Source organism: Mycolicibacterium wolinskyi (genome assembly GCF_002101965.1).
GTDB classification, from domain to species: Bacteria; Actinomycetota; Actinomycetes; order Mycobacteriales; family Mycobacteriaceae; genus Mycobacterium; species Mycobacterium wolinskyi.
In genome coordinates, this window is the sequence record NZ_LQQA01000032.1 from 120573 (window position 1) to 136873 (window position 16301).

16 protein-coding genes are annotated in these 16301 nt (G+C 68.4%); 13 read left to right on the forward strand and 3 right to left on the reverse strand.

Going from position 1 to position 16301, the window contains the following annotated elements; translation table 11 throughout:
* Positions 1-14: 14 nt before the first annotated feature.
* The 4 genes from AWC31_RS29720 to AWC31_RS29735 are packed head-to-tail and all read left to right on the forward strand — an operon-like array spanning position 15 to position 2607.
* Positions 15-716 carry an energy-coupling factor ABC transporter permease gene (locus AWC31_RS29720; RefSeq protein WP_085148088.1) on the forward strand — a complete coding sequence of 234 codons (702 nt, stop codon included), beginning with the start codon at positions 15-17 and terminating at the stop codon, positions 714-716.
* The gene (locus tag AWC31_RS29725; RefSeq protein ID WP_085148093.1) at positions 713-1072 is read left to right on the forward strand and encodes a PDGLE domain-containing protein; all 360 of its coding nucleotides are present in this window, start codon (positions 713-715) and stop codon (positions 1070-1072) included. Before AWC31_RS29720 ends, AWC31_RS29725 begins: the two co-directional genes overlap by 4 nt.
* Positions 1073-1075: 3 nt before the next feature.
* Positions 1076-1855 carry a cobalt ECF transporter T component CbiQ gene (gene cbiQ, locus AWC31_RS29730; RefSeq protein ID WP_085148096.1) on the forward strand — a complete coding sequence of 260 codons (780 nt, stop codon included), beginning with the start codon at positions 1076-1078 and terminating at the stop codon, positions 1853-1855.
* Positions 1852-2607: an energy-coupling factor ABC transporter ATP-binding protein gene (locus AWC31_RS29735; RefSeq protein WP_067852465.1), complete on the forward strand. Its 756-nt coding sequence runs from the start codon at positions 1852-1854 to the stop codon at positions 2605-2607. The genes cbiQ and AWC31_RS29735 overlap by 4 nt, the downstream gene beginning before the upstream one ends.
* Here the strand turns inward: AWC31_RS29735 and mtr are convergent.
* From mtr to AWC31_RS29750, 3 genes are read right to left on the reverse strand one after another with little or no spacing between them, the layout of a single operon-like run.
* The gene (gene mtr, locus AWC31_RS29740; protein WP_085148099.1) at positions 2604-3989 is read right to left on the reverse strand and encodes a mycothione reductase; all 1386 of its coding nucleotides are present in this window, start codon (positions 3987-3989) and stop codon (positions 2604-2606) included. The two genes, AWC31_RS29735 and mtr, sit on opposite strands and share 4 nt — an antisense overlap.
* A gap of 8 nt (positions 3990-3997) precedes the next feature.
* Positions 3998-5017: an alpha/beta hydrolase gene (locus tag AWC31_RS29745; RefSeq protein ID WP_067852469.1), complete on the reverse strand. Its 1020-nt coding sequence runs from the start codon at positions 5015-5017 to the stop codon at positions 3998-4000.
* 27 nt (positions 5018-5044) lie between these two features.
* Positions 5045-5971 (reverse strand): TIGR03564 family F420-dependent LLM class oxidoreductase, encoded by a 927-nt coding sequence (locus AWC31_RS29750; protein WP_085148102.1) that lies wholly within the window; start codon positions 5969-5971, stop codon positions 5045-5047.
* Between the two features lie 96 nt (positions 5972-6067).
* Between AWC31_RS29750 and AWC31_RS37680 the strand changes: the two genes are divergently transcribed.
* The 9 genes from AWC31_RS37680 to AWC31_RS29795 all read left to right on the forward strand — a co-directional run bounded on the left by AWC31_RS37680 (position 6068) and on the right by AWC31_RS29795 (position 16288).
* Entirely contained in the window at positions 6068-6682 is a 615-nt protein-coding gene (locus AWC31_RS37680) for a TetR/AcrR family transcriptional regulator (protein ID WP_085148107.1), read from the forward strand.
* A gap of 80 nt (positions 6683-6762) precedes the next feature.
* Positions 6763-8295: a malate dehydrogenase (quinone) gene (gene mqo, locus AWC31_RS29760; protein ID WP_374214014.1), complete on the forward strand. Its 1533-nt coding sequence runs from the start codon at positions 6763-6765 to the stop codon at positions 8293-8295.
* 13 nt (positions 8296-8308) lie between these two features.
* Positions 8309-8782, forward strand: coding sequence for a GNAT family N-acetyltransferase (locus AWC31_RS29765; RefSeq protein WP_067852474.1), 474 nt, complete (start codon positions 8309-8311; stop codon positions 8780-8782).
* Positions 8779-10647 carry a magnesium chelatase subunit D family protein gene (locus AWC31_RS29770; RefSeq protein ID WP_234817041.1) on the forward strand — a complete coding sequence of 623 codons (1869 nt, stop codon included), beginning with the start codon at positions 8779-8781 and terminating at the stop codon, positions 10645-10647. The genes AWC31_RS29765 and AWC31_RS29770 overlap by 4 nt, the downstream gene beginning before the upstream one ends.
* Before the next feature lie 12 nt (positions 10648-10659).
* Entirely contained in the window at positions 10660-11274 is a 615-nt protein-coding gene (gene cobO, locus AWC31_RS29775) for a cob(I)yrinic acid a,c-diamide adenosyltransferase (RefSeq protein WP_067852478.1), read from the forward strand.
* A 72-nt stretch (positions 11275-11346) separates the two neighbouring features.
* Positions 11347-12720: a cobyrinic acid a,c-diamide synthase CobB gene (locus tag AWC31_RS29780; RefSeq protein ID WP_085148109.1), complete on the forward strand. Its 1374-nt coding sequence runs from the start codon at positions 11347-11349 to the stop codon at positions 12718-12720.
* Between the two features lie 19 nt (positions 12721-12739).
* On the forward strand, positions 12740-13951 hold the full coding sequence (gene cobA, locus AWC31_RS29785; protein WP_067852482.1) for a uroporphyrinogen-III C-methyltransferase: 1212 nt from the start codon (positions 12740-12742) through the stop codon (positions 13949-13951).
* Between the two features lie 33 nt (positions 13952-13984).
* Positions 13985-15589: an MFS transporter gene (locus AWC31_RS29790; RefSeq protein WP_067852484.1), complete on the forward strand. Its 1605-nt coding sequence runs from the start codon at positions 13985-13987 to the stop codon at positions 15587-15589.
* Between the two features lie 24 nt (positions 15590-15613).
* Positions 15614-16288 carry a VOC family protein gene (locus AWC31_RS29795; protein WP_234790934.1) on the forward strand — a complete coding sequence of 225 codons (675 nt, stop codon included), beginning with the start codon at positions 15614-15616 and terminating at the stop codon, positions 16286-16288.
* Positions 16289-16301 lie beyond the last annotated feature (13 nt).

Sequence of the window (16301 nt, forward strand, 5' to 3'; positions counted from 1 at the left end):
CTTAGGCTATTGGTATGGCCATTCAAAACGTCGCCATGCACATGAGCGACGGCATCGTCAACGCGCCGACATCATTGGTATTCGGCGTCATTGCGGTCGTCGCGCTCGGATACTGCGCTATCCGGGCCCGTGCCGAACTCGATGAGCGAGCGGTACCGCTGGCCGGGCTCGTGGCCGCGTTCACCTTCGCCGTCCAGATGGTGAACTTCCCGATCCTGCCCGGAGTCAGCGGTCACCTCCTCGGCGGCGCCCTCGCGGCGATCCTGGTGGGGCCCTACACGGGTGCGCTGTGCATCGCGATCGTGCTTGTGGTGCAGTCTCTGCTGTTCGCCGACGGCGGGGTGAGTGCGCTCGGCGCCAACATCACCAACATGGCGCTGATCGGGGTCGCCGCCGCATACCTCACGGCGGTCCTGCTGTACCGGTTGGCCCAACGCCGCACGCAGCAGATATCGATGCCGGTGCTCGGCACGGTCGCGTTCGGGTCCGCACTTGTCGGCACCGTCTGCGCGGCAATGGGTTTCGTCGTCGAATACGCCATCGGCGGGGCGGGTTCGACCGGGCTGGGCGCCGTGTCGGCCTACATGTTCGGCACCCATCTGTTGATCGGGGCCGGTGAAGGGGTCATTACCGCGCTCACGGTGACGGCGGTCGCGCGCACCCGGCCCGATCTGGTCTACCTACTTCGCACCACGAAGACGGAGGTCGCCGTATGAGCACACGCGCAGGCCGGCGCGCGCGGTTCTGGATCGCATTCGCCGCGGTAACCCTGTTCATCGCCGGCGTGGTGTCCTACTTCGCAAGCTCCAGCCCGGACGGGCTGGACTCGGCCACGCTTCAGGGCTGTGAGGTTGTCGAGACCGGCGGCACGGAGACTCTCACCGGCAACTGCATCGCTCAACACGCCACCGATCACGCGATGGCAGGCTCGCCGTTCGCTGACTATTCGATCGGCGGCCGCCACGGCACCGGCGGCCTGGCAGGCGTCGTCGGTGTGCTGGTCACGGTTTCGGTGGCGGGCGGCGCGTTCTGGTTGATCGCCCGCAGATCCAAGTCGAACGCCGGACGCTGAGGGATGGGGGCCGGCCACGCGCATCCGCTGTACCGCGACGGAAATTCGGCACTGCATCGGACGGCGCCCGAGGCCAAGATCGTGTGTCTGGTGGTTTTTGTCGTCGCAGTGGTGGCCACGCCGCGGGAAACCTTCTGGCCCTACGCCGTCTACGCGGCGATCATCGTCGCACTGTGGCTCGTCGCACGAATTCCACTTCGATGGGTTATGCCGCGCATGCTGATCGAGTCGCCGTTCTTGATCCTGGCGGTGCTGCTGCCGTTCTCCGAGGGCGGTGAGCGGATACATGTTGCGGGTCTGCATCTTTCGGTGGCCGGTTTGTATGCCGCCTGGGGGATCGTGATCAAGGGGACGCTCGGCGTCGCGGCCTCGCTCACCCTGGCCGCCACCACGGCAACCAGTGAACTGCCCCTGGCGCTGAGCCGGCTCGGCGTCCCCGGTCTGGTGGTCTCGATGCTCACGTTGATGATCCGCTACATCGACGTGCTGGCCGGCGAGATGAGCCGCATGCGCATGGCCCGGATCTCGCGCGGCGATTCGCCGCGCGGCCTCCACCAGGCCGGGGCGATCGCGAAAGGCGTTGGCGCGCTGTTTCTTCGGTCCTATGAGCGAGGGGAACGGGTGCATCTGGCCATGCTGTCGCGCGGTTACGGCGGGCGAGTTCCCGCGCTCGCCTTCGGCGCCGGATCGTCGGTGGCCGCGGGCGGCAGACAGTGGCTGCTGGCGATGCTGCCTGCCGCCGCAGCGGTTCTGGTCGCGGCCAGTGCATGGGTGCTGAAATGACGACTCCAGACATCGACATCGAAGGTCTGCACCACGTCTATCCGGACGGCCACGTCGGGCTGAGGGGTGTCGACCTCGCCATCGCGAGCGGCGAACGAGTCGCGGTGCTGGGGCCCAACGGTGCCGGCAAGACCACGCTCATGTTGCACCTCAACGGAGTTCTGCGGGCGACATCGGGCGCGGTGCGGATCACCGGCCTGCCGGTGACCCGTGAAAACCTCCGAGAGATCCGGCGCAGGGTCGGGTTGGTGTTCCAGGATCCCGACGATCAGCTCTTCATGCCGACCGTTGCCCAGGATGTCGCATTCGGGCCTGCCAATTTCGGCGTGGCGGGCGACGAACTCGCGGCTCGGGTGCGGCGAGCGCTCGCCCAGGTGTCGTTGACCGAACATGCCGACCGGAATCCGGCTCATCTCTCCGGAGGCCAGCGCCGACGTGCGGCTTTGGCCACCGTTCTCGCGTGCGATGCCGAGGTTCTCGTCCTGGACGAACCGTCGGCGAACCTCGATCCGGTGGCCCGCCGCGAACTGGCCGAAACCCTCGCGACGCTGGACGTGACCATGGTGATCGTGACGCACGACCTGCCCTACGCCGCGCAACTGTGCAGCCGGGCCGTCATCATGGACGAAGGCCGGATCGTCGCCGACGGCGCCATCGACACCGTCCTGGCCGACGCCGACCTACTGGCCGCGCACCGGCTTGAATTGCCTTGGGGTTTCGAGGTTCCCGTGCGGCGAGCCGTCGAGTACTAGTCCGTCAGGCCGAGCAACGCATTCTCGATCACCTCGGGCAGGGCCGGGTGAATCCAGTACTGGCCGCGCGCGATCTCGCGCGCGGTCTGTCCCAGGCTCATCGCCTGGATCAGGGGTTGGATGATCGACGAGGCCTGGTAACCCATGATGTGTGCGCCGAGGATCTTGCCGGTCGCACGGTCGCCGATCAGTTTGGCGATGCCGGTGGTGTCCTCCATCGCCCAGCCGTAGGCGGTGTCGCCGTACGCCTGGACCTTCGTCACGATGTCGTACCCCGCGTCGCGGGCCTCGGTCTCCGTCAGGCCGACCATCGCCATCTGGGGATCGGTGAACACCGCCGACGGCACGAATCGGTGATCACTGCGCATCAGCGCCGCCGTGTCGTCCCAGTCGCGCAGCAGGTTCTCCTTGACCACGCGGGCCTCGTGGTTGGCGACGTGCTTGAGCTGATAGTCGGAGGACACGTCGCCGAGCGCGAAAATCCCACGTGCCGTGGTGCGTTGATACTCGTCGACGATGACCCGGCCATCCTCGTCGACCTCGACGCCCGCCAGTTCGGCATCGAGCAGATCCCCGTTGGGGACGCGGCCTGTGGCCACGAGCAGCATGTCGGCGGCCAAGGTCTTGCCGTCGTCGAGTTCCAGGACGATGCGGTCGCCGTCCTGGTGTGAACCGACGACGTTCTCGTGTGTGCGCAGATCCCATTTCTCCGCGGCCAGCGCACTGAACTTGTGGCACAGCGTCTCGTCGCAGTGGGTGAGCAGACCGGCACCGCGCACGACGATCGTGACGTGGACGCCCAGCGCCGAGAACACGTGCGCGAACTCCGCCGCGACGAAGCCGCCGCCGACGATCACGAGGTGATCGGGCAGCTCGGGAATCCGCATGACGTCGTCACTGGTGTAGTACTTGCAGCCGCAGTCGACGATGTTGGGCGGGACAAAGGCACGCGAACCCGCGGCGATGACCACCTGATCACTGGTGAACTCGTCGCCGGCCTCGGTGCGCAGGGTGTAGCGGCCGTCGTCGGTCTTCGGCCCGAACCGAGTGTGGCTGGCGTACACCGTGATGTTGGAGGCCGACCGGCGGTAGTCCTCGCCACCCGCGGCGATCGGGTCGATGCGGCCGAACACCCGCGACACGATGTCGGGCCAGCGCACCTTGTCGATGTGGGAATCGATGCCGAAACGGGCGGAGTGGGCCACAGTGTTGGCTACTTCGGCGGCATACACGAACATCTTGGTCGGGATGCAGCCGACGTTCAGGCACGTGCCGCCGAACGTGCCCTGTTCGCAGATCGCCACCTTCTTGTCTGCGTAGCGGTCGTCGATGATGCTGTTGCCCGAGCCGGTGCCGATGATCGTCAGATCGTAATGCTCCACGCGATGTCCTATCCGGAATGTGTTGTGCTCGAAGAAGATTGCAGACTTTCATAGTGGTCGAGCCACCGGTCCAGCTCGCGGTAGGCGGCGGCCCGCGGCTCGGCCAGCGACAGGAACACATCGTGCTTGGCGTCGACGATCGGGGTGATGGTGCTGTGGTCGCCCACGCAGCCCGCCCATCGGGCGATCTGCTTGACATCGAGGACGGCGTCGCCGCGTTGAATCGCGGCCGGGTCCGGAGTTTCGGTGACACTGTGGTCGGAACGCAGGATCAGGTTCGGCACGCCCACGTCGAGGCCGCGGTGTAGGCGGGCCTGGCCGCGGCGGATGGCGTTGATCCAGCCGAATGTGACGGGGAATCCGCCCAGCGGCTTCCAGTCGAGGTTGTACTCGAACTCGCCGCCGTAATCGCGGTGCAGGCTCGTGCCGTAACCACCCTCGGTGGGTTTGCGGATCACATACAGCTTGCGCAACCGCGCCAGCGCGATCAGAGCGGCCGAGGTGGGCGCCGTGCGCAGGATCGCCGGACCGTGCAGATCGAAGAACGGGCTGTTGAGCACCAGCCCGCCGATGTTGTGCGTCGCCAATCGACCGCGTTGCCGCATCCGGTCGGTGAACAGCGTGACGATGAGACCGCCCGCCGAGTGGCCATACATGCAGACGCGCGCCCCGCCGGTGTCCGCGGCGATGATGCCGAGAGCCTGTTCCAGTTCGGAGTCGTAGCGGGCGAGGTCGGTGGTGAAATGCGGGGTCTGGCCCTCGCGGCGGGACCGGCCACATTTGTGGAGGTCCACGGCGTAGAACGCGAAACCGCGTTCGGCGAACCGGTCGGCCAGTTCGGTGTGGAAGAAGTAATCGGTGTAACCGTGCAAGCCCAGGACGGCGTGGGCGCTCGGCGCTGCGTCGCCGCGACGCACCAGCGTGGCCACCAACTCGCCTTCGCCGTCGGGGTCCGGCCCGACCGTAATTGTCCGCTGCCAGAAGCCTGGCAGCACATCCGGCTCCCAGGTGGGCTCCCGTGACGTCACGATCCCACCCTAACGGCGCGCCAGAGGTCAGAGCCGCAGGGACGACAGGAATTCGATCGTGCGGGCGGCCTGGGCCGCGTCGCCATGGGCTGAGGCCACGAACTCGGTCACGCCGATCTCGCTCAGACGACGCAACTGCCGCTCGACATGAGTCTCGTCGCCGACGACACAGACGTCGCCGACGGTGGACGCACCATCCTTGGCCAGCACGGCCCCGTAGGCCGGCGTCCGGCTCGCCATTTCGAATCTCGTCGCCAGCTGTTCGCGCGCGTGATCGGGATCGGTGGTGACAACCACCGGCAAGCCGGCGATCACCTGGGGTGCCGGGCGGCCCGATCGTGCCGCCGCGCGCGTGATACCCGGAATGATGTGTTTTTCCAACGCATTCGGCCCGGCCCAGCTTGTGATCGTGCCATCGGTGAGTTCACCGGCCAGATCGAGCATGCGCGGTCCGAGCGCCGCGGTGACGAGGCGCGGAGCGGGCGCGCCCGCGAGGGTGATTTGCCCGACCGCGGTGATGTGGCGGCCATGGTGGGCGACGGGCTCGCCGGCCAGGGCGGGTAGCAGCACTTCGAGGTATTCGCGCAGGAACGCCGCGGGTTTCTCGTATGAGTAGCCCAAGGCCTCGACCATGAACGGATGGCTGACGCCGATGCCCAGGGTCAATCGGCCGCCGGTGGCGGCGTTGGTGGTCAACGCCTGCCTGGCGAGCGCCAGCGGATGCTGTGTGTAGGCGACCACGACACCGGTGCCGAATCGGATCCTGCCGGCATCTCGGGCGGCGACGGTCAGGGCCGTCAGCGCATCCCATGGCGCCATACCGGCCAGCGGCGGCAGCTGTGGCAGCCACGCCCGGTGAAAACCCGCTCGATCGGCGTCGACGATGGGTTCGGTGACCGCGCTCAGTCCGCGTGGATCGTTCGGATCAGGCATCGCCATCACGGACAAGTGCATGAGCTCTCCCTGGACGTAATATGTGGAGACTGTCTCCGGTCAATATATGGAGACCATCTCCGGTTGTCCACGTGAACCGAGTTGCCGAGGGGGCCTATGTCCGCACCGCCATCCCGCGGCAGGCCGCTGCGCGCCGACGCGGCGCGCAACCGGCAGGCGCTCGTGGCCGCGGCAGGCGACGCGTTCGCCAAACACGGCGTCTCCGCGTCCCTCGACGATGTCGCCCGCGCGGCGGGAGTCGGGCCAGGGACGCTCTACCGGCACTTCCCGACCCGTGACCAGTTGGTACTCGCGGTGATCGACGACGGCCTGTGCGGCCTCTGTGAATACGGCGAATCGCTCTTGGCTGAACCCGATCCGGTTGCCGCCCTCCGCAATTGGCTCGACGCCTACATCCGGCAGGGCAGCGTCTACGACGGGCTGGCCGCGACGCTCGTCGACGTGGCACCGGGCGGCGACGCGATGAGCAGTTGTCACCTGGCGCGCGCGGCCGGCGCACAACTGATCCGCCGCGCCGCCGATCACCGGCAAATCGATCCGGATACCGATGTCGACGACGTGCTGGACATGGCCGCCGCGATCGCCTGGGTGGGCCGACGGCGGGATCAGGACGTGGGCAGGTGCGACCGCCTGCTGACGCTGCTGTTCGACGGGCTGCGGGTGACCGACGGCACTGGTATGCCCGGCCAACCGGGAACCGGCGCGCGATAACCTGAGGATAAGTATCAGCCGTCAACACTGGCGGGCCGCGCGATTACAAAGGACGAGCGATCAGGGTGTCTGAGGCAAACGTGGGTACGACCGCGAAGACTGACGTCGTGCTGGTTGGCGCCGGCATCATGAGCGCAACGTTGGGTGCCCTCATCCGGCTGCTCGAGCCGAACTGGTCGATCACGCTCATCGAACGGCTCGACGGGGCGGCGGCCGAGAGCAGCGACCCGTGGAACAACGCAGGCACCGGCCACTCCGCGCTGTGCGAACTCAACTACACGCCCGAGCGCAGCGACGGCACGATCGACATCGCCAAAGCCGTCAACGTCAACGAGCAGTTCCAGGTGTCGCGGCAGTTCTGGGCCTACGCCGTGGAGAACGGCGTGCTGTCGGATGTGCGTAGCTTCCTCAACCCGGTTCCGCACGTCAGTTTCGTCCACGGCGCGGCCAACGTCGACTACCTCAGGCGCCGCTACGAGGCTCTCGTCGGCAACCCGCTGTTCGCGTCGATGGAGTTCATCGACGACAAGGACGAGTTCACCCGTCGCCTGCCGTTCATGGCCGCCAAGCGTGACTTCTCCGACCCCGTCGCGTTGAACTGGGCCCAGGACGGCACCGACGTCGACTTCGGTTCGTTGTCGCGACAGCTGATCGGCTACACCGCGCAGCGCGGCATGACCACATTGTTCGGCCACGACGTGCGCAATCTGAGCAAGAACTCCGACGGCAGCTGGACGGTCAAGGTGCGCAACCGTCGCACCGGTGCGAAACGCAAGATCAACGCGAAATTCGTCTTCGTCGGCGCCGGTGGCGGAGCCCTGCCGCTGCTGCAGAAGGCGGGCATCGCCGAAGCCAAGGGGTTCGGCGGCTTCCCGGTGGGCGGACAGTTCCTGCGCACCGGCAATCCGGACGTGACCGCACGTCACCGCGCCAAGGTCTACGGCCTGCCGCCGCTGGGCGCACCGCCGATGTCGGTGCCGCACCTCGACACCCGGGTGATCAACGGCAAGTCCTACCTGTTGTTCGGGCCGTTCGCCGGCTGGACACCCAAGTTCCTCAAGCAGGGCAAGCTCACCGATCTTCCGCTGTCGGTCAAACCGAACAACCTCGCATCGATGCTCGGCGTGGGGCTTACCGAGATGGGACTGGTCAAGTACCTGATCGGCCAGCTGCTGCTCAGCGAGCCCGCCCGGGTCGACACGTTGCGCGAATTCGCGCCCAGCGCAGTCGATTCCGATTGGGAGCTGGTCATCGCCGGGCAGCGGGTGCAGGTCATCCGGCGTAAGGGCGCCGGCGGCGTGCTCGAGTTCGGCACCACCGTGCTCACGGCCGCCGACGGCAGCATCGCCGGGTTGCTCGGCGCCTCGCCGGGCGCCTCGACCGCCGTGCCTGCCATGCTCGATGTGCTCGAGCGCTGCTTCGGCGACCGCTACCAGGGCTGGGTGCCCAGACTCAAGGAGATGATCCCGTCGCTCGGCACCAAGCTGTCCAACGAACCCGGCCTGTTCCAGGAGGTGTGGGATTGGGGTACCAAGGTACTCAAGCTGGATCCCACGGCGGCCCTCGATTCCGGCACCGGGCCGGGCACTGCCGGCACACCCGTGACGGTGTGACGGCGGCAGGCAGATGACGGTCGCATTGCGCCGCAGCTGGGCCAAAGATCTCGACGTGCCAACGCTTTACGAGCTGCTCAAGCTGCGCATCGAGGTGTTCGTGGTCGAGCAGGCCACGCCGTACCCCGAGCTGGACGGCCGCGATCTGCTCGCCGAGACCCGCCACTTCTGGCTCGAAGGGCCTGACGGCGAGGTGATTTCGACGCTGCGGCTCATGGAAGAGCATCCCGGCGGCGAAAAGGCGTTCCGCATCGGCCGGGTGTGCACGAAGCGCAGCGCCCGCGGTCACGGACACACCACCCGGCTGATGCAGGCCGCACTGGCCGAAGTCGGTGACTACCCCTGTCACATCAATGCCCAGACGTATCTCGAGGACATGTACGCCCAGCACGGTTTCGTGCGCGACGGTGACGAGTTCCTCGACGACGGCATCCCGCATGTGCCGATGGTGCGCGCCGGATCGCGGGTGGACACCGAGCAATCGTGACTTCCGCTGGTATTCATACGTATCCGTTCAGCGCGCTCGTCGGCCAGGATCGCCTGAAGTTGGCGCTCGTGCTGTGCGCGGTGCGGCCGGAGATCGGCGGCGTGCTGATCCGCGGCGAGAAGGGCACCGCGAAGTCGACGGCCGTACGGGGCCTGGCGGCGATACTCGCCGCGGTCGATGCCGACGCCAGACTCGTGGAGCTGCCGATCGGCGCGACCGAGGACCGTGTGGTGGGGTCGCTGGACCTGCAGAAGGTGCTGCGCGACGGTGAACACGCGTTCTCCCCGGGCCTGTTGGCGCGCGCGCACGGCGGTGTGCTCTACGTCGACGAGGTCAATCTGCTGCACGACCACCTCGTCGACGTGCTGCTCGACGCGGCCGCCATGGGGCGCGTCCACGTCGAGCGGGACGGCATCTCGCATTCGCACGAGGCGCGTTTCGTGCTGATCGGCACCATGAATCCCGAAGAGGGCGAGCTACGCCCGCAGTTGCTGGACCGGTTCGGCCTCACCGTCGACGTCACGGCGTCGCGCGATGTCGACGTGCGGGTCGACGTGATCCGCGCGCGCATGGAGTTCGAAGCCGACCCTGAGGAATTCGTGTGCCGATACGCCGACGCCGATGCCGAATTGTCCCGGCGCATCGCCGCGGCGCAAGCGGCGGTCGGGTCGGTGAAGTTGCCCGACAGTGAATTACGCCGCATTGCCGCCCTGTGCGCGGCGTTCGACGTGGACGGCATGCGTGCCGACCTGGTGGTGGCGCGCACCGCCGTTGCCCACGCGGCCTGGCGGGGAAGTCCGGTTGTGGAGGAGGAAGACATCCGGGTCGCCGCCGAGCTGGCACTTCCACATCGGCGTCGCCGCGATCCGTTCGACGATCCGGGGCTCGACCCGGACCGCCTCGACGAGGCGTTGCAGCAGGCGGGGGAGTCGACGGCTGAGTCGCCTGAGCCCGAGCCGGACCCTGATCCGCCGGGCGGCGGCGCGAGCGCCGAAGGCGAAGCGTCGCACAATGATTCGTCATCCCAGTCGTCGGGAAAGTCGTCGGGCACCCGGCAGAGCGGCCCGCCGTCGGCGGTGTTCCGGACGAGGGCGCTCGTCGTGCCCGGAGTCGGTGAGGGTGCGCCGGGTCGACGGTCGCGAGCCCGCAACCGCACGGGCACGCCCATCGCGGCCACCGCGGAACCGGGCGCCGGGCATGGACTGCACGTGTTCGGCACACTGCTCGCGACGGCAGGCCGGCAACGGGTCGCGGGTCGCCTGCAGCCACAACCCGATGACGTGCGCCGCGCCATTCGCGAAGGCCGAGAAGGCAATCTGGTCATCTTCGTCGTCGATGCGTCGGGTTCGATGGCGGCGCGCGACCGGATGTCGGCCGTGACCGGCGCGACACTGTCGCTGCTGCGCGATGCCTATCAACGCCGGGACAAGGTCGCGGTGATCACGTTCCGTCAGCAGGACGCTCAGGTGTTACTACCGCCGACGTCGTCGGTGCACATCGCGAGCCGCCGCCTGTCGCGCGTCGACACCGGCGGGAAAACCCCACTCGCGCAAGGGTTACTGGCCGCGCGGGACGTCGTGGTGCGGGAGAAGGCCCGTGACCGCGCGCGCCGCAGCCTGGTGGTGGTGCTCACCGACGGGCGCGCAACCGGCGGAGCCGATCCGCTCGGGCGCAGCAGGCAGGCCGCGGCCCGGCTGGTCGCCGAGGGCGCTGCGGCGGTGGTGGTCGATTGCGAAACGTCTTTCGTCCGACTGGGTTTGGCGCAGGACCTGGCCCAGCAACTTGGCGCGCCCGCGGTGCGGCTCGAGCAGCTGCGGGCCACTGAGCTGACGCGGCTGGTCAAGACTCAGTCGCAGGCCGCGTAGGAAGGACCGTCAATGCCACAGGGACAGCCGGTTGCCGTACCCGATGACGGCCTGACCACCCGGGCCCGGCGCAATGCGCCGCTGCTGGCCGTGCATACCGGGCCGGGCAAGGGAAAGTCGACGGCCGCGTTCGGGATGGCGCTGCGCGCATGGAATCAGGGCTTTTCGATCGCGGTGTTCCAGTTCGTCAAGAGCGCCAAGTGGAAAGTGGGCGAGGAGGCCGTGTTCCGCGAACTCGGCCGGCTCCACGACGAACACGGTGCCGGCGGCCCGGTCGAGTGGCACAAGATGGGGTCGGGCTGGTCGTGGACGCGCAAGCACGGCAGCGAGGACGACCACGCCGCTGCCGCCGCTGACGGCTGGGCCGAGATCCGCCGCAGGCTCGCCGAGGAACGCCACGATTTCTACGTGCTCGACGAGTTCACCTACCCCTTGAAGTGGGGTTGGGTCGACGTCGACGACGCGGTGGCGACGCTCGCGGATCGGCCGGGCCGACAACATGTCGTCATCACCGGCCGTGACGCGCCGCAGGCTTTGGTCGACGCCGCCGATCTGGTCACCGAGATGACCAAGATCAAGCACCCGATGGACGTCGGTCGCAAGGGGCAGAAGGGCATCGAGTGGTGAGCGCCGAGCGACCGCGGCCGTACGCAATTGGCAGTGTGTCGGCGTACAAACACGGTCGCTCGCGGTGCTGAGGTGAGTGCTGTCCCCACTCCGGCGGTCGTGATCGCCGCGCCCGCCTCGGGCAGTGGAAAGACCACGGTCGCAACGGGTTTGATCGGGGCGCTGCGCAGGGCCGGCCATACCGTTGCCCCGTTCAAGGTGGGGCCGGATTTCATCGATCCCGGCTACCACGCCATGGCCGCGGGCCGCCCGGGACGCAACCTCGACCCGGTGCTGGTGGGCGAGGAGTTGATCGGTCCGCTGTATCGCCACGGCAGCGCCGGTGCGGATCTCGCGGTGGTCGAAGGCGTCATGGGGTTGTTCGACGGCCGTATCGAAGACCAGATGACGGGCACCCCGCGGGGGTCGGCCGCGCAGGTTGCCGGCTTGATCGGCGCACCGGTCGTCCTGGTCGTGGATGCGCGGGGCCAGAGCCAGAGCATCGCGGCGTTGTTGCACGGGTTTCTCACGTTCGACCCGGCGGTGCGGATCGCGGGGGTGATCCTCAACCGGGTCGGGTCGTCACGCCACGAGGCCGTGCTGCGGCAGGCGTGCGAACATGCGGGCGTCGAGATGTTCGGTGCGATCCCGCGATCCGACGAATTAACGGTCCCCTCACGGCATCTCGGTCTCGTCACGGCCATCGAGCATGGTAGGCAGGCGCGGGCCGCGGTGGCGGCGATGACCGAGCTCATGGCCCGGCATGTCGACCTCGCGGCCGTGGTGTCCGCTGCCGATGCGCGGGTGGCCGCGCAGCCGTGGGAGCCGGGCGGCGCCGAGCCCGTGACCGACGTCACCGTCGCCTTGGCGGCGGGTAAGGCATTCAGTTTCGGCTACACCGAGCACGGCGAACTGCTGCGCGCCGCGGGTGCTCGAGTCGCCGAGTTCGATCCACTGGTCGACCCGTTGCCCGCCGGTACCGACGCCCTGGTGCTGCCCGGTGGTTTCCCCGAGCAGTTCTCGGCCGAACTGTCCGCCAACACCGCTGTGCGCCAGCAGATTCGTGACCTCGCCGCGCGCGGGGCGCCGGTGCACGCCGAGTGCGCCGGGCTCACCTACCTCGTCGACGATCTCGACGGCGCGCCGATGTGCGGCGTGCTCGCGGGCTCGGCACGGTTCACCGAGCGCCTCACCCTCGGCTACCGCGACGCGGTCGCGGTGGTCGACTCATCGCTGCACGCCGCGGGCGACCGCGTCACCGGGCACGAATTCCACCGCACCGCAGTCACATTCGCCGACGATCATCCGCCCGCCTGGGCATTCGCCAAGCCCGGCCAGGCCGCCCACCGCGACGGCGCGGTGCATCGCGGTGTGCATGCGGGCTACCTGCACACCCACCCCGCGGCGCACCCGCAGGCCATCACCCGCTTCGTCGCCTCGGCGGCACGCTCTAAGCTCGGCGGGTGATGCGGACGCGAGGAGCAATGTGAACACCGAGGATGCCTACCTCGTCGGCCTGCGCCTGTCGGGCAAGAAGGTCGTCGTTGTCGGCGGCGGAACCGTCGCACAGCGCCGGCTGCCCCTGCTGATCGCCAACGGCGCCGACGTACACGTGATCGCGCGCGCCGCGAGCCCGGCGGTGGAGGCCCTGTCCAAAGACGATCCGGGGATCAGCTTGCAGCTGCGGGACTTCCGCACGGGCGACCTGGACGGCGCCTGGTATGTCATCGCTGCCACCGATGATCACGACGTCAACGCCGCCATCGCCGCCGAGGCCGAGCAGCGCCGCATCTTCTGCGTCCGCGCCGACATCGCGCGGGAAGGTTCGGCGGTGACGCCGGCGACGTTCGACTACGACGGTCTGTCGGTGGGTGTCCTCGCGGGAGGCGAGCATCGCCGCTCCGCGGCGATCCGTTCCGCGATCCACGAGGCGTTGCAGCAGGGCGTCATCACCGCGGAGGTGCCGGGCGAGGTGACCGCCGGGGTGGCCCTCGTGGGCGGCGGACCGGGGGATCCCGAGTTGATCACGGTGCGCGGGCGCCGGTTGCTGGCGCGCGCCGACGTCGTCGTCGCCGATCGGCTCGCGCCTCAGGAACTGCTCGCCGAGATCGGCCCGCACGTCGAGGTGATCGACGCCGCGAAAATTCCGTACGGGCGCGCCATGGCGCAGGACGCCATCAATCAGCTGCTCGTCGACCGGGCCAAGCAGGGCAAGTTCGTGGTGCGCCTCAAAGGCGGCGACCCGTTCGTCTTCGCGCGCGGCTACGAGGAGGTGCTGGCATGCGCCGAGGCGGGCATCCCCGTCACCGTCGTGCCCGGTGTGACAAGCGCCATAGCCGTACCCGCGCTGGCCGGCGTCCCGGTCACGCATCGCGGCATGACGCACGAGTTCGTGGTGGTCAGCGGCCATGTTGCGCCGGGGCATCCGGAATCGTTAGTGAATTGGAATGCGCTGGCCGCGATGAGCGGCACGATCGTGCTGTTGATGGCCGTCGAGCGCATCGAGCTGTTCGCCAAGGTCTTGCTGGACGGCGGACGACCTGCGGATACCCCGGTGCTGGTGGTGCAGCACGGCACGACCGTCGCGCAGCGGACGCTGCGGGCGACGCTCGGCGACGCGCCGGAACGGATTCGTGAGGAAGGAATCCGACCTCCGGCGATCATCGTGATCGGCCAGGTGGCGGGCTTCGCCGGTTAAAGGATTCTTAAGATTACTGTAAGGTAGCCCGGTATGACGGCTCTCAATGATGCAGAGCGCGCAGCCATCGAACGAGGCGCTGATGGCGGGGCGGACCGGGCTCTTCCCGTGTACGTGCCGGCCACCGGCGAGGCCGGACGACGCGAGGGGCTGGCAGCCCGTCTCCCGTCCTGGTTCCCCTCCTGGGGATTCCTGTCGGCGGTCATCGCCATCGGCGGTATGCAGCTGCTCGCCACCATGGACAGCACGGTCGCGATCGTCGCGTTGCCGCAGATTCAGGACGAGCTCGGCCTGTCCGACGCCGGCCGTAGCTGGGTCATCACGGCCTATGTGCTGACCTTCGGCGGCCTGATGCTGCTCGGCGGACGGCTGGGCGACACGATCGGGCGCAAGCGCACATTCATCGTCGGTGTCGCGCTGTTCACCATCGCCTCGATCCTGTGCGGCATCGCCTGGAACGAGGCCACGCTGGTGATCGCACGGCTGCTGCAGGGAATCGGTGCCGCGATCGCATCGCCGACCGGACTCGCACTCGTCGCCACCACGTTCCCCAAGGGCCCGGCCCGTAACGCGGCCACCGCGGTGTTCGGCGCCATGACCGCGATCGGATCGGTCATGGGCCTCGTCGTCGGCGGCGCGCTGACCGAGGTGTCGTGGCGGTGGGCCTTCCTGGTCAACGTGCCGATCGGGCTCGTGATGCTCTACCTGGCCCGCACCGCGCTGCGCGAGACGAACCGCGAGCGGATGAAGCTCGACGCCGCAGGCGCGCTGCTCGCCACGCTCGGCTGCACGGCCGCGGTGTTCGCCTTCACCCAGGGACCCGAAAGCGGCTGGCTGTCGCCCATCACGCTCGGCTCCGGCGCGGCGGCGGCGGTCTTCGGCCTCGCGTTCCTCATCGCCGAACGCAACGCCGAGAACCCGGTCGTGCCGTTCGACCTGTTCCACGAGCGCAACCGCGTGGCCACCTTCGCCGCGATCTTCCTGGCCGGCGGTGTGCTGTTCACGCTGACCGTGCTCATCGGTCTGTACGTGCAGGACATCCTCGGTTACAGCGCGCTGCACGCCGGTATCGGCTTCATCCCGTTCGTGATCGGTATGGGCATCGGCCTCGGTGCGTCCTCGCAGCTGGTGCGGATGTTCCCGCCGCGCGTCCTCGTGATCGCAGGCGGCATCCTCGTGCTCGGCGCCATGATCTACGGCTCGACGCTGCACCGGGGGATCCCGTACTTCCCGAACCTGGTTCTGCCGATCACCATCGGCGGTATCGGGATCGGCATGATCGTCGTCCCGCTGACCCTTTCGGCCATCGCGGGCGTCGGGTTCGACCGGATCGGCCCGGCCTCGGCGATCGCGCTCATGCTCCAGAACCTGGGCGGCCCGCTCGTGCTGGCCGTGATCCAGGCCGTGATCACGTCGCGCACTCTCTATCTGGGCGGCACCAACGGCCCGGTGAAGGAGATGAACGAACCTCAACTGGCCGCACTCGACGCGGCCTACACCTACGGCCTGTTGTGGGTCGCCGCGGTGGCGGTACTCGTCGGCGGCGCGGCGCTGTTCATCGGCTACACCTCCGAACAGGTCGCGCACGCGCAGGACGTCAAAGACGCGATGGACGCGGGCGAGATCGAGGTCGACTGATCCGTTCGCCGCTACGCTGACCACGTGGGCGACAGGCTGACCCGCCAACACATCTCCGACACCGTCGGGCCACTCGGCTGGCGTCTGGTGCTCGGTGCCGTGTACACCGAGGTGCTCGTGCCGTCGATGTCCGACGCCGTGGCTGCCGCGTCTCATGCGGTCGCCGCGGCGGGCACCGACGCGTCGGGGCATCTGAGCGTCGACATCCGTGCCGACCGCGCGATCCTGCGGCTGCGGTCGGCGCAGGCCGGCACGGTGACGACGCGCGACCTCGAGTTGGCACACGCGGTGTCGCAGGCGCTCTCCGGCCGGGGATTCGAGATGGCGGTCGGCCACGAGGTGATCCAGTCGTTCGAGATCGCGATCGACGCACTCGACATCGAAGCCGTCCGGCCGTTCTGGAAGGCGATCACCGGCTACGAAGACGAGCCGGGACCGTCGGATCTCAACGCGGGGCTCGTCGACCCGTTCGGGCGCGGCCCGGCCATCTGGTTCCAGCAGATGGATTCCCCACGCGCGCAACGCAACAGGATCCACATCGACATCGACGTGCCGCACGACGCGGCCCGCGCGCGCATCGACGCCGCGCTCGCCGCGGGCGGCACGCTCGTCAGTGACAAGGCCGCGCCCGCGTTCTGGGTTCTCGCCGACGCCGAGGGCAACGAGGCGTGCATCTGCACCTGGCAGGGCCGCGACTGAAGGCGACGCTTTA